14 protein-coding genes are annotated in these 13,366 nt (G+C 66.6%); 7 read left to right on the plus strand and 7 right to left on the minus strand.

Annotated features, from left to right (window positions below):
• The first annotated feature begins 173 nt into the window (after positions 1 to 173).
• Complete coding sequence (locus AC2A1N_RS06805; RefSeq protein ID WP_061478844.1) at positions 174 to 797, plus strand: hypothetical protein; 624 nt, start codon at positions 174 to 176, stop codon at positions 795 to 797.
• Positions 798 to 844: 47 nt separating this feature from the next.
• Here AC2A1N_RS06805 and AC2A1N_RS06810 read toward each other — a convergent pair whose 3' ends face one another.
• Positions 845 to 2,971: a methyl-accepting chemotaxis protein gene (locus AC2A1N_RS06810; protein WP_061478845.1), complete on the minus strand. Its 2,127-nt coding sequence runs from the start codon at positions 2,969 to 2,971 to the stop codon at positions 845 to 847.
• Between the two features lie 233 nt (positions 2,972 to 3,204).
• Between AC2A1N_RS06810 and AC2A1N_RS06815 the strand changes: the two genes are divergently transcribed.
• Both AC2A1N_RS06815 and AC2A1N_RS06820 read left to right on the plus strand, forming a co-directional pair.
• On the plus strand, positions 3,205 to 4,167 hold the full coding sequence (locus tag AC2A1N_RS06815) for a L,D-transpeptidase family protein (RefSeq protein WP_061478846.1): 963 nt from the start codon (positions 3,205 to 3,207) through the stop codon (positions 4,165 to 4,167).
• A 4-nt stretch (positions 4,168 to 4,171) separates the two neighbouring features.
• Positions 4,172 to 4,846, plus strand: coding sequence for a M23 family metallopeptidase (locus AC2A1N_RS06820; RefSeq protein ID WP_061478847.1), 675 nt, complete (start codon positions 4,172 to 4,174; stop codon positions 4,844 to 4,846).
• Here AC2A1N_RS06820 and AC2A1N_RS06825 read toward each other — a convergent pair.
• The 5 genes from AC2A1N_RS06825 to hflK all read right to left on the minus strand — a co-directional run bounded on the left by AC2A1N_RS06825 (position 4,782) and on the right by hflK (position 9,428).
• A complete protein-coding gene (locus AC2A1N_RS06825) occupies positions 4,782 to 5,444 on the minus strand; it encodes a hypothetical protein (protein ID WP_049410388.1) in 663 nt (220 codons plus the stop codon). The genes AC2A1N_RS06820 and AC2A1N_RS06825 overlap by 65 nt on opposite strands.
• A 127-nt stretch (positions 5,445 to 5,571) precedes the next feature.
• A complete protein-coding gene (locus AC2A1N_RS06830) occupies positions 5,572 to 6,864 on the minus strand; it encodes an adenylosuccinate synthase (RefSeq protein WP_014648029.1) in 1,293 nt (430 codons plus the stop codon).
• Positions 6,865 to 7,181: 317 nt separating this feature from the next.
• On the minus strand, positions 7,182 to 7,367 hold the full coding sequence (locus tag AC2A1N_RS06835) for a DUF2065 domain-containing protein (protein ID WP_005410640.1): 186 nt from the start codon (positions 7,365 to 7,367) through the stop codon (positions 7,182 to 7,184).
• A gap of 67 nt (positions 7,368 to 7,434) precedes the next feature.
• Complete coding sequence (gene hflC, locus AC2A1N_RS06840) at positions 7,435 to 8,298, minus strand: protease modulator HflC (RefSeq protein ID WP_019660037.1); 864 nt, start codon at positions 8,296 to 8,298, stop codon at positions 7,435 to 7,437.
• Positions 8,295 to 9,428, minus strand: coding sequence for an FtsH protease activity modulator HflK (gene hflK, locus AC2A1N_RS06845; protein ID WP_049413452.1), 1,134 nt, complete (start codon positions 9,426 to 9,428; stop codon positions 8,295 to 8,297). Before hflK ends, hflC begins: the two co-directional genes overlap by 4 nt.
• 153 nt (positions 9,429 to 9,581) lie before the next feature.
• Here hflK and AC2A1N_RS06850 point away from each other — a divergent pair, with 153 nt between their 5' ends.
• Positions 9,582 to 10,577: a YhdH/YhfP family quinone oxidoreductase gene (locus AC2A1N_RS06850; protein WP_061478848.1), complete on the plus strand. Its 996-nt coding sequence runs from the start codon at positions 9,582 to 9,584 to the stop codon at positions 10,575 to 10,577.
• An 88-nt stretch (positions 10,578 to 10,665) separates the two neighbouring features.
• Positions 10,666 to 11,037: a twitching motility response regulator PilH gene (gene pilH, locus AC2A1N_RS06855; RefSeq protein WP_005410644.1), complete on the plus strand. Its 372-nt coding sequence runs from the start codon at positions 10,666 to 10,668 to the stop codon at positions 11,035 to 11,037.
• Between the two features lie 77 nt (positions 11,038 to 11,114).
• On the opposite strand, the gene AC2A1N_RS06860 is transcribed toward pilH, so the two are convergent.
• A complete protein-coding gene (locus AC2A1N_RS06860) occupies positions 11,115 to 12,002 on the minus strand; it encodes a DnaJ C-terminal domain-containing protein (RefSeq protein ID WP_061478849.1) in 888 nt (295 codons plus the stop codon).
• A 262-nt stretch (positions 12,003 to 12,264) separates the two neighbouring features.
• On the opposite strand from AC2A1N_RS06860, the gene AC2A1N_RS06865 reads away from it, so the two are divergent.
• Positions 12,265 to 12,747 carry a peroxiredoxin gene (locus AC2A1N_RS06865; RefSeq protein WP_061478850.1) on the plus strand — a complete coding sequence of 161 codons (483 nt, stop codon included), beginning with the start codon at positions 12,265 to 12,267 and terminating at the stop codon, positions 12,745 to 12,747.
• Between the two features lie 29 nt (positions 12,748 to 12,776).
• Positions 12,777 to 13,352, plus strand: a complete 576-nt coding sequence (locus AC2A1N_RS06870) for a ferritin-like domain-containing protein (protein WP_061478851.1) — start codon at positions 12,777 to 12,779, stop codon at positions 13,350 to 13,352.
• Positions 13,353 to 13,366 lie beyond the last annotated feature (14 nt).

Genomic DNA, 13,366 nt, shown 5'->3' on the forward strand with positions numbered 1-13,366 from the left:
CGTAAACGGCTATATCCCGTGCAGAGCAATCCGGAAGTCACCTGGCACTGCTGATCGCCGTCAGGGCCTCCTCGCTGGGCTCCCTCAAGGACAGATCATCGACATCCACCACCCTGTAGCTTCGCTCGGTGGTAGCGGCTACGTTGATTGACCCACTGACAGGGATAGTTGAGATGAAGAATGTGAACCGAGTTCTGGCGGCCAGCGCGCTGATGCTTGTACTGGCGGCATGCAGCAGTTCCCAGACCGCCAACAAGGGCAATTTCGGCAAGGCTATTCAGAAATATCTTGATACCAAGAACGGACTCTGCGCTGCTTTGCCCGCGCGGGAACTCCCCTTCAGACTGGCCAACGATGGCAGCTTGGGAGAGCGCGCGCGCCTGCAGGCCAACGCCTTGGTCGAGGCCGGGTTGCTGAGCCGCCAAGCATCTGAAATGAAATCGATGTTTGGCACATCGACCGTACCGGCTGGCGAGTACGCGCTTACTTCCAAAGGAAAGAAGTTCCTCGTAGAAGGCGGCGCAGAAACAATTGCAGGTCAAGCAGCGTTCTGCACCGGCAAGTTCAGGGTGACAGAGGTGGACACCTTTACCGAGCCCAGCGAGATGATGGGCGTGAAATTGTCTCAGGTGAACTTCCGCTACAAGGTCGAAGATGCGGACAGCTGGGCCAGATCGAAAGAGGTCCAGGCCAGCTACCGTAACCTAGCGGATCAAGCCAAGGACGAAATCGATGGCAAAGCGACGCTCGTGCTGACCAACGACGGCTGGATGCACGAGCGCTTGTTCAAGCGCTGAGGGCTTCTCGGTCGGCACGGCACTTTGCCGTGCCGACGCGGTGACGGTCAGGCCGCGCGCGCCACCACGGCGCGGGCTGCACCGTCCTGCTCGATCTGGAACACCGCCACTGATGTGGTCAGCGCATGCGCCTGTTCCTCCAGCGCGCGGCTCGCGGCAGTGGCTTCTTCCACAAGCGCGGCGTTCTGCTGGGTCACCTGGTCCATCTGCACCACCACCTGGTTGACCTGCTCGATGCCGGCCGCCTGCTCCTTGCTGGCCGCTGCGATGTCGCTCATCAGCTGGGTGGTGCGCGAGCTGGCTTGGGCCACGCGTGCGATCGCGGCTTCCGATTCAACGGTCACCGCCAGGCCACTCTTCACCTTGGCAGCGGCGTCCTCGATCAGTTCCTTGATCTCCTTGGCGGCGACACCGGCACGCTGCGCGAGCGTACGCACCTCGCTGGCGACCACGGCAAAGCCACGCCCCTGCTCGCCTGCACGCGCAGCTTCCACTGCCGCATTCAGCGCCAGGATGTTGGTCTGGAACGCGATGCCGTCGATCACCGTGGAGATTTCCGAGATGCGTGCCGAGGACTGATCGATCTCGCCCATCACCGATGCCATCTGTGCCATCGCCTGCTCGGTCTCGCGCACGGCGGCACCGGCGGCATGCGCTTCGCTGTCAGCCTGACGCGCCAGTTCGGCGTTCTGGCGTACGGTGGAGGTCAGCTCCTCCATCGACGCGGCCGCTTCTTCCAGATTCGCGGCCTGCTGCTCGGTGCGGCGCGACAGGTCATTGTTGCCAGCGGCCAGTTCCTGGGCCGCGTTGTTGATGCTGTCGGCAGCCACCTGGATGCCGCGGACAATGCCGGTCAGCTGCGCGGTGGTGGTGTTGGCATCGTCGCGCATGCGCGCAAACACGCCTTCGTACTCGCCCTCCATGCGTGCGGTCAGGTCGCCATGCGAGATCGCGCGCAGCACGTCGGAAACATCGGCGATGCTGGCCTGCGAACTGGCCATCATGCCGTTGAGGTGCTCGACCATCGTCTTGAACTGGTACTGGAACGCAGCGGCATCGCCACGCATGCTGAAATCGCCGGCGCGTGCGGCGCGGGCCAGTTCATCGATCTGCGCGTTGATCGCCATCAGGCTCTGCTTCACCGCCGCCAGGGTGCGGGTCAGCGTGCCCTTCTCGCCTGGGTAGTCCGGCAGGTCGCGGCTGAGGTCACCCATGGCGTAACGCTGCATCACCTCGGCCATCAGCAGTTCCACCTGCACGTGCGACTCGACCAGGCTGTTGGTGGCCTGCACCATGCGGCCGAAATCACCGGGGAACGCACTGGCGTCCATGCGATAGCGGATTGCACCGGCCTCGTGCTGCTCGGCCATCTGCAACTGCGCGCCGATCGCCGCCTGCACACTCTGGCGCACGCTGGCCATCGCCTCGCCCAGCTGGGTCAGTTCGTCACGGCCGCCCAGGCGGAATTCCTGATCCAGCTGGCCCTTGGACAGGCGCTCGGCCAGGTTCACCGCGCGGGCCAGCGGGCCGGTCAGGCTGCGCCCGATCATCACCGAGGCACCGATGCCGACCAGCAGTGCAACGCCGCCCAGCACCAGCAGCTGCAGCAGGCTGCGCTCGCCCAGGCGGATGGCCTCGGCGGCTGCCTCACGGCTTTCCTTCTCTTCGAAATCCACGCCATCGGACAGTGCCTTGTTCCAGCCGTTGGCCGCTTCCTGCACCGGGCCCAGGGTCAGTGCCACGGCACCCGGGTAGTCGCCCTGCTCCATCAGTTCGCTGGTCTGCTTGTTGAGCGGGCGCGCGATGGCACGCTTGGCCGCGATGGTTGCCGCGATGGCCTTGCCCTCCGCATCGCCTGGCAGCGCCTGGTAGGCGGCCCAGCTGGCCTCATAGCGCTTGACCAGATCGGCAATGCGCTTCTCATCGCTGCCGCGGTCTTCGCCCTGGCGGATCAGCATTTCGCGCCGCACCACCATCATCTGGTTGTTGGCGTCGAGCATCTGCGACAACAGGCGCACCTTGGCCACGCTGACGTCGACCACCTGCTGCATCGCGCGCTTCTGCACGACGCTGGCGGTGGCGCCGGTGGCCACTACGGCGGCAACCAGCAGCAGCAACAGGCCAAAGCCCAGCCCAAGACGCCAGGCAACCCTGACGTTCCTCAAGTAGTTCATGGGGGTATCCAAAACGGGGGGATGTGGGCTTATCGGCGGCACGGCAGGCAATCTTGATCGCCGCCCATCGACGGCGTCGGCCACCGTTCACCTTGGTGAGTCCCCGTCCCAGCGGCACCTGCCGGTGCCAGCCGGCCGCAATGACATGTCTGCTCATGCGGGTATCAGATCCCTTTCACGGCGGCTCCGCACCGTCTGCGGGCAAGGTGGCGGCGTACCTGCTGGAGATCCCAATGCGCTCATCTGTGTCCCGATCCACCCTGCTCGCAATCTCGCTGCTGGCATCACCTACCTTCGCGCAGGCGCCGCCGCCCGGACTGCCCGCCCCCATGGCCGAGAAGGCTGGCCCGGACACCGCGGTGCGCTCCGCACTGCATGCCCAGGTGCTGCTGGATCGTGCGAACTTCTCTCCGGGCCAGATTGATGGTGAGGTAGGCAGCAACCAGCGGCGGGCGGTGTCAGGCTTCCAGGCGGCGCACGGGCTGACCGTAACGGGTGAGCTGGACGACGCCACCTGGAAGGCTCTGCAGGCCGATACGATCACGCCGCTGGCCAGCTACACGCTGACTGCCGAGGATGTCGCCGGGCCGTTCCAGGCGGTGCCGAAGGGCCCCGCCGCACAGGCCAAACTGAAATCGTTGGGCTTCAACAACGTCGAAGAGTCGCTGGGCGAACGCTTCCACGCATCCCCTGAGCTGTTGAAGCTGCTCAATCCGGGCGTAGATCTGAGCAAGGCCGGCAACCGCATTCAGGTGCCCAACATCGCACCATCGGCGCTACCGAAGGCAGCCAAGGTGGTCGTCGACAAATCCGACTCGACCCTGCAACTGCTGGATGCCCAGGGCAAGGTGATCGCGCAGGTGCCTGTCTCATCCGGCAGCCAGCATGATCCGCTGCCGATCGGCGAATGGAAGATCCTGGGTGTGTACCGCGACCCGCCGTTCCACTACAACCCAAAGCTGTTCTGGGATGCGCGCAAGGGCGAAAAGAAGGCGACGCTGCCGCCGGGCCCGAACAATCCGGTCGGCCGGGTCTGGATCGACCTGTCCAAGCCGCATTACGGCCTGCATGGCACGCCCGAGCCCGGCCACGTGGGCAAGACCGAGTCGCATGGCTGCGTACGCATGACCAACTGGGATGCGCTGCGCGTGGCTGATGCGGTGGATGAGTCGGTGCCCGTGGTGATGCAGGAGTGAGCCGATGCGTCTTTCGCAGCTGATCGTGCTGGGTGTTCTGCTGGGACTGGGTGCAGGTTGGTGGCTGCACCGCGATGCAGGCGAGCCGGTAGCCGCCTCGCTGCCGGAAGCGCCATCGACGGTAGCCGCCGCGCCGGTGACGGAACCGGTAGCGCCAGGCGCAACAGCCCAACCCGCCTCCACCGCGCCGTCGGCCGCGCAGGCTCCGGATGCACCGCCCGGGTTACTGCTGCCGGTGCAGGGCATCCTGCCCTCGCAGCTGCGCGATACCTTCACCGATGCACGCAGCGAGGGCCGCGTACACGATGCCATCGACATCATGGCCGATGCCGGTACGCCGGTGCTGGCGGCGGCCGATGGCACGGTGGAGAAACTGTTCGACAGTGAGCGCGGCGGGCTGACGATCTACCAGTTCGAGCCCAGCGGACGCTGGTGCTACTACTACGCGCACCTGCAACGCTACGCCGATGGCCTGGCCGAGAAGCAGGTGATCAAGCGCGGGGAGGTGATCGGCTACGTCGGCAGCACTGGCAACGCCAGCGCCCATGCCCCGCACCTGCATTTCGAGGTGCATGTGCTGGGGCCAGAGAAGCAGTGGTGGAAGGGAGAGTCGATCAATCCGTATCCGCTGCTGAAATCGGCTGCTTCGACGCCCGGCGCTGCCAGCGCCGCAAGGTGAACGTGAACACCGCCAACGCACCCCCGGGAATCAGCAGGAACAGTGCCGCCACCTTCCAGAAAAAGAACGGCCACAGCCAGACGTAATCCAGGTCGGTCAGCTTCAGCAGGTCCAGCGGGGGCTGCAATTCGATCACGGCCGCCCTGCCCGCCAGCGCCGGGTCCACCTCCAGTACGGTTACCCGCAGCCATGAGCGTCCGCGTGGCAATGCATCACCGCGGCCATATCCAAAGTAGGACGCCATGAGCCCGCTGGACTCAACCGATGCCAGCCTGCGGTTGATACCCTGCCCGGCCACTCCCGAACGCTCTCCTGCGCGGAAGTCCCCATGATCGGTGGGAGTGTCGATGCGCAGCAGCACTTCAGGGTCAGCCTCAGTACCGTCTGCGGCATACCGCAGTCGCAGCCGCAGTTGGTCATCAATGAAGCGGTAGACCGTCACCTCGGCCGTCGCGCCGGGGCTGAGCAGCAGCGGCAGGGTCTGGGTACGCGAGGCCAGATGGTTGGCGATGGCGCCGAGCGCCAGAACCGCGCAGGCGATGACCCACAGGCTCCACAACACCCACAGGGTGACCCGCACCACGGTCTCGCCTTTCACGCTGACATCCTGGTCATCGCTTCGCTTCCTCGCCGGCACTGGCGACACAGTAACGAAAAAGCCCCGCGTTCGCGGGGCTTCTTCCTTCTGCGACGCCAGGCATGGCCCAGCGCTACCGGTCACGCACTCAGGCAAACGGATCCTGCAGGACCATGGTGTGGTCGCGGTCCGGGCCGGTGGAGACGATGCTGATCGGGCAGCCGGCCAGCTCTTCCAGCGAACGCAGGTAGGCGCGTGCGGCCGGCGGCAGGTCGTCCCACTGGGTGATGCCGTGGGTGTTCTCGCTCCAGCCCGGGAACTCCAGGTACACCGGAGTGCATTCTTCCCAGCCCTGTGCGTCCAGCGGCGCGTACTCGGTGCGCTTGCCGTTGTATTCGTAGGCGATGCAGACCTTCAGCTTTTCCATGCCGTCCAGCACGTCCAGCTTGGTGATGCACAGGCCGCTGATGCCGTTGATGGCCACCGCGCGCTTCAGCGCGACGATGTCCATCCAGCCGCAGCGACGCGGGCGGCCGGTCGATGCGCCGTATTCGGCGCCGCGGTCACGGATGCCCTGGCCGACTTCGTCGTCCAGTTCGGTCGGGAACGGGCCGCCGCCGACGCGGGTGGCGTAGGCCTTGGCGATGCCCAGCACGTAGTCGATCGAATCGGCGCCGACGCCGGAACCGGCCAGCGCACCACCGACGGTGGTGTTGGAGCTGGTGACATACGGGTAGGTACCGTGGTCGATGTCCAGCAGCGCACCCTGCGCGCCTTCGAACAGCACGCGCTTACCCTGCTTGCGCAGGTCGTGCAGGATGCCGGCCACGTCGGACTTCATCGGCTGCACGTATTCGCCGAACGCCAGCGCTTCGTCGAAGGTCTTCTGGAAGTCGACCGCATCGGTGTTCAGATACTTGGTCAGCACGAAGTTGTGGTAATCCAGCGCGGTGCGCAGCAGTTCTTCCAGCTGCTTCGGGTAATGCAGGTCGGCGATGCGGATGCCGCGGCGCGCCACCTTGTCTTCGTAGGCCGGGCCGATGCCACGACCGGTGGTGCCGATCGCCTTGCCACCGGCAGCGCGCTCGCGCGCCTGGTCCAGGGCGATGTGGTACGGCATGATCAGCGGCGCGGCCGGGGAGATCTTCAGGCGCGAACGCACTTCCACGCCGGAGGCTTCCAGCTCGGCGATTTCCTTCTGCAGCGCGGCCGGCGAGATCACCACGCCGTTGCCGATCAGGCACAGCGCGTCGTCACGCAGGATGCCCGACGGGATCAGGTGCAGGACGGTCTTCTTGCCGTTGATGACCAGGGTGTGGCCGGCGTTGTGGCCGCCCTGGAAGCGCACGACAGCGCCGATTTCCTCAGTGAGCAGATCGACGATCTTGCCCTTGCCTTCATCGCCCCACTGGGCACCCAACACTACGACAGACTGACCCATGACGGGCTCCTCGGTTTGTTGCGGCCATCGGGGCCGCGGACGGGTAAACCGTGGCGGGGCTGGCCAGCACCTGGAGGGCGGCTCCAAACGGGGAGCAGCCGGCGATGGAAGGCCCAGACACGGAAAAAGCCGAACGGGGAGGCCCGTCCGGCTTTTGTGCATTATCCGGGTTTCCGGGGTCCGGTGCCACCTTTCCGACCGGCGGCTTCACCGGCCGGTCAGGCCGGCGTCTCATGTAGAACCGAGCCCATGCTCGGCTGCCTTCCCGCCGCTGCGCGGCGCCGCCCGAGCATGGGCTCGGACGCTACAGGGCGGGGTCAGTGCCGCGCCCACCACAGCAGGCTCAGGCCGGCCAGCAGCACCAGCCCGCCGAAGCTGCGCAGGGCCGGGCTGGGCAGGTCCAGCAGGCGTTCGGCCATGCGCTTCCAGGCGAACGGCGCCACGAACAGGAACAGGCCTTCCAGCACCGCGACCAGGCAGACGGCGGCGAACAGATCTTTCATGGGGGACTCCGGAAAAAGCACGGGGCCCGGCGTCTGGCCGGGCCCCGTGGGGTAGTGCCCTGCGACCTCAGCGGTCGTTCTTCAGGTACTGCAGGAACGGGTCGTTCTTGTCGAGCACGATCACGCCATTGCCGTCGGTCATGGAGCCACGGTAGGCCTCCAGGCTGCGGTAGAAGGCGTAGAACGACGGATCAGCCGAGCCGGCCTTGCCGTAGATGCGGGCCGCCTCGGCATCGCCTTCACCGCGCAGGCGCTGTGCATCACGCTCGGCCTCGGCGATCAGCACGGTGCTGTCGCGGTCGGCCTGGGCACGGATGGTCAGCGACTGCTCCTCGCCCTCTGCACGCAGCTTGGCCGCTTCCTGCTTGCGCTGGGCGCGCATGCGCTCGTACACATCGTTGATCACCTGGCTGTCGGTCGGCAGGTCCACCTGCTTGATGCGCAGGTCGATCATCTGCATGCCGAGGCCGGCCACCGCCTCGTTGATCCCCTTCAGCTGCTCGGCGATCAGCTCGCTGCGGTCGCCGGACACCAGCTGCTGCAGGGTGCGCGAGTTGATCTGGTTGCGCAGCGAGTCGGTGATGATCGGCGCCAGGCGGGCGTTGGCCACACGCGGGTCGCCGCCGGTGGCACGGAAGTAGTCACCTACGTTGGAGATGTAGCCGATGGCGAAGAAGTCGACGCTGACGTCCTTCTGCTCGGCGGTGAAGTAGCGCGCAGGCGCGGTGTCGAGCACCTGGAAGCGGCGGTCGAAGACCTTCACCGTTTCCACCACCGGCACCTTGAAGTGCAGGCCCGGCTTGATGTCCGAACGCACCACCTTGCCCAGGTTCAGCACCATGGCGGTCTGGTCCTCACGGACCACGTACACCGAGCCGAGCAGGCCCAGCACCACCGCCACGATCACGGCGATCCAGATAGGACTCTTCATCGGCTGCCCTCCTCACGGCCGCTCGGTCGCCCGGTCGGGCGGCCCACCGGCCGGCCCGGATCACGGGAAGCTTCCACCGCTGCACCCGGCAGCGATGGCATCACCACGTCCGGGTTCGCCACTGCGGCCGGGGCCGAGGTGGTGGGACGGGTATCGCCGGTCATCGGCACGTAGATCAGCTGGCGGCCATCGCCGCCGATCACCTTGCGGTTCTCGCTCAGCACCTGCTGCACGGTTTCCAGCCACAGGCGCTTGCGGGTCACTTCCGGGGCGTCCTTGTACTGGGCCTGCAACAGGCTGAAGCGCTGCGCGTCACCCTCGGCCTTGGACACCGCGGCCTGCTTGTAGCCTTCGGCGGTGGTACGGGCGCGCGAGGCCTGGCCTCGGGCTTCCGGCACGACCTTGGCAGCGTAGGCCTGGGCTTCGTTGATCAGGCGTTCCTTGACCTGCTGGGCACCGTTGACTTCGTCGAAGGCCGGCTTCACTTCTTCCGGCGGACGGGCGTCCTGCAGGGTCAGGCCGGTCACGGTCAGGCCGGTCTTGAACGCCTTCAGCAGCGCCTGCAGGCGCTCCTCGGCAGCCACGGCCAGCGGGCCACGATTGTTCAGTACAGCGTTGAGGTCGGCACGGCCGACTTCCTCGCGCACCGCGCTCTGCGCCGACTGCTCCAGCACCTGGTCCGCATCGACAGTGCCGAACAGGTACTGCTGCGGGTCATCGATGCGGTACTGGACGTTCAGCGAGACGTTGACGATGTTCTCGTCCCGGGTCAGCACCGGCACCTGGATCGAGAACGTCTTGATCTCGGTGGCGTTGACCTTGGTGACCGATTCGATCGGCCACGGCAGCTTGAAGTTCGGGCCGGGCTGCAGGATGCGCGAGAACTGGCCGAAGCGCAGGACCACGCCACGCTGCTGTTCACCGATCAGCTGGAAGCTGGAGAACAGCACCAGCAGCACAACGGCCGCCACCACCCAACGCACGATGCCGCCGTCGAACAGGTCCTTCAGCGGCCCGGGCAATCCGCCCCAGCCACCACCATTGCCACCGCCGCGCGACCCGAACGGCCCGCGTCGATTGTCCTCGGGGCCTTGTCCGCCCTTGTTGCCGCCGGGTGTATTCCAGGCCATGCACGCTCCATCAAGATGTGGGCTGCGGCGCGGGCCCTTCCCGCGGCGCCAGCCGTGAAACCATTACTGATCATACAAGATGGGGCGGATTGGCAGGATCGAAAGGGGGGCAACGGGGTAAGGTGGCGTTTTCCTCGAAGTCAGGCAATGCCGATGGCCCCCACCACCCCGTTCACCGCCTTCCGCATCGAAAACGACGACGCCGGTTACCGCAGCGGCCTGGCCCAGCTCAAGGTCGAAGACCTCAGCCCCGGCCAGGTTCTGATCCGCGCCAGCTGGTCCTCGGTCAACTACAAGGACGCCCTGGCCGGCACCGGCAAGGGAAAGATCCTGCGCCGCTTCCCGCTGGTGGGGGGCATCGACGTAGCCGGCACCGTGGTCGCCAGCACCGATCCGGAATGGCGTGAAGGCGACGCGGTGCTGGCCACCGGCTGCGGCCTCAGCGAGACCCGCGACGGCGGCTACAGCCAGTATGTGCGGCTGGAGTCGCGTGCGGTGATCGCCCAGCCGGCCGGGCTGAGCCCACGCGAGGCGATGGTGCTGGGCACCGCCGGCTTCACCGCGGCGTTGGCGCTGCTGCGCATGCAGGACAACCGGCAGAGCCCGGAGCTTGGACCGCTGGCGGTCACCGGCGCCAGCGGCGGTGTCGGTGCGCTGGCACTGTCGATCTTCAGCCGCGCCGGCTATACCGTGCACGCCGTCAGCGGCAAGCCGGAGCAGGCCCGCTTCCTGCGCGACATCGGCGCCAGCGAGGTTCTGCCACGCGAGGCCTTGGCCGATACCGGCCCGTTGCAGACCGCGCGCTTCGGCGGGGGCCTGGACAATGCCGGCGGCGCCATGCTCGCCAGCCTGCTGGCGCAGACCACGCCCTACGGCAGCGTGGTCAGTGCCGGCCTGGCGGCCAGCCCGACCCTGGACATGACGGTGATGCCGTTCATCCTGCGTGGTGTGTCGCTGCTGGGCGTGTCTTCGGCCAATGCGCCACGCGGGCTGCGCGAGGACGTCTGGGCGCGACTGGGCAACGAATGGAAACCGCAGCACCTGGACCGCATCTGTACCGCGGAGGTCGGCCTCGATGGCCTGCCGGCCGTGTTCGAGCGGATGCTGGCGGGCGGATCGCTGGGCCGCACCGTGGTGCGGATCGACTGAACGTCGCAGGCAGGCGACGGACGGCAGATGCGCCCCTCCCGCCGGTAATGAGCCCGCACTACACTGCGGGCATTACATGGGGAACAACATGGCACGCATTCTGATCGTCGACGACTCACCGTCGCAGCTGTTGGGCATACAGCGCATCGTCGAGAAGCTCGGGCACCAGATCCTGACCGCCACCGATGGCGCGGCCGGGGTCGAAACCGCCAAGGCCGAGCTGCCCGACCTGGTCCTGATGGACGTGGTGATGCCCAATCTCAACGGCTTCCAGGCCACCCGCACCCTCGCCCGCGACGAGGCGACCCGGCATATCCCGGTGATCCTGGTGACCACCAAGGACCAGGACACCGATCGCATGTGGGGCATGCGCCAGGGCGCCAAGGCCTACATCACCAAGCCGTTCTCGGAAGACGAGCTGTCCGAAGTGCTGGAGCGCGTGTTCGCCGGGCAGGGCTGAGCCGTGCGCGGTAGTGCCGGCCGCTGGCCGGCAATCAAACCTCAGCCGGCCAGCGGCCGGCACTACCGGAAGGCGTCTCAGATCGTCTCGCCAAACGCCTTGGCCAGGTTCCGGTAGGCCTTCTTCTGCGCCTCGTCGGTCGCGGCCGGGGCCACGATCTCGATCTCGACGATCTGGTCGCCCTCCGGATTGCCCGGCAGGCCCCGCCCGCGCAGGCGCAGCTTGCGCCCGGCATCCGAATCGGCCGGGATCTTCAGTTCCACCGCGCCGCCCAGGGTCGGCACGCTGATGCTGGTGCCCAGCGCGGCCTGCCACGGCGTGACCGGCAAGGTGTAGAGGATGTTGCGGCCATCGACCTCGAACTGCGGGTGTGCGGCGTACTCCACTTCCAGCAGCAGGTTGCCGCCATGGTTGCCCTGCCCCGCCAGGCGGATCACCTGGCCCGGACGGATGCCCTTGGGCACGCGCACGTCCAGCTGCTTGCCGTTGACGGTGATGCGCAGGCTGTCGCCGCTGTAGGCTGCTTCCAACGGTACCGACAGCTTGGCACGGGTGTCGCGGTTGGGGGCATGGCCCTGGCTGCTGAACCCCGGGCCAGGACCGGCACCGCCGCGCTGGCGCGCGAACAGGCTTTCGAAGAAGTCGCTGAAGCCGCCGTTGGCGCCACCACCCCCGAACACTTCCTCGAAGTTGAAACCACCGGCGCCGCCGTAGTTCGGCGGCACGTTGAACTCCTCGCCCGGGCGATAGCCCTGCGCGCGCAGCTGGTCGTAGGCCGCGCGCTTTTCCGGATCGCGCAGCGCCTCGTAGGCCTCGTTGACCGCCTTGAACTTGTCCTCCGCCCCGGCTTCCTTGCTGACGTCCGGGTGGTACTTGCGTGCCAGCCGCCGGTAGGCGGTCTTGATCTCCGCCTCGCCCGCGCTCGGTTCCACCCCCAGGGTGGCGTAGTAATCCTTGAATTCCATCCAGCTACCTCGATCTGCTTCGGCCGCGCCGGTGGCGCCGCCCCGGGTTCATTCTACGCGCCGGCGATGCTCCGCCGCCCCTCGTGCGGCGCCAGTGAGGCCGACTGATCCTGCGCAATGCGGTTGCCATCGCCCTGCCCCAGGCTATGGCTGGAAGCCCGCTCCGCAAAGCCTGAAGATGGGGCCTGCACGCCGGTTTTCCAATGTCTTGACGTCCCTGTCCCATCCGGCCCACTACGCTGCCCCAGCAAGGAGTTCCCCCATGACCATCCATGTCGGCGACCGCATTCCGGAAGTGACCCTCAAGCGCATCCGCGAGGGCATTGAAACGCTTGATACGCATTCGCTGTTCGACGCGCGCAAGGTGGTGCTGTTCGCCGTGCCCGGCGCGTTCACGCCGACGTGCTCGGCCCGCCACCTGCCCGGCTACGTCGAGAAATTCGAGGCCTTCCGCCAGCGCGGCATCGATGTCTACTGCATGGCCGTCAACGACCCGTTCGTGATGAAGGCCTGGGCCGCCGATCAGCACGTGCCCGACGGCCTGCTGATGCTGTCCGACGGCAATGCCGAACTGACCCGCGCGCTCGGCCTGGAGCTCGACGCCAGTGCCTCGGGCATGGGCATCCGCGCGCGCCGTTTCGCCCTGTACGTGGTCGACGGCGTGGTCCGCGCCGCCTGGGTTGAACAGCCCGGTCAATTCGAAGTGTCTTCGGCCGACTACGTGCTGGAGCACCTGCCCACCTGATCTCCCACCGCAAGAGGAAACGGCCAGCCATGTCCAGCAAGCCAGCCAAAGCCCCCAAGCCCGCCGCGCAGATTCCCGGCATCAGCGAGCGCACGGCCCTGCGCGAGCGCGCCCGGCGCAACATCGAGGATGGTGCGATCACCGACAGCTACAGCGCCGACCGCAAGGTGGTGATCAAGCTACTCAACGACGCACTGGCCACCGAGTACGTGTGCGTGTTGCGCTACTACCGGCACTACTTCATGGCCAAGGGCATGCTGGCCGACGCGGTGAAAGCCGAGTTCCTTGAACATGCACAGCAGGAACAGGCGCATGCCGGCAAGCTGGCCGAGCGCATCGTGCAGCTCGGCGGCGAGCCCGACTTCAACCCGGATACGCTGACCGCGCGCTCGCATGCCGAATACAAGGAAGGCAGCGACCTGCGCGACATGGTCCGCGAGAACCTGGTGGCCGAACGCATCGCCATCGACAGCTACCGCGAGATGATCAACTTCATCGGCGACCGCGATACCACCACCAAGCGCATCCTCGAAGAGATCCTGGCGCAGGAAGAGGAACACGCCGACGAGTTCGCCGATCTGCTGGATGGGTGGATCGGAGAATAGCGGTTACGCCACAC

It is taken from the genome of Stenotrophomonas maltophilia group sp. SKK55 (assembly GCF_057179845.1).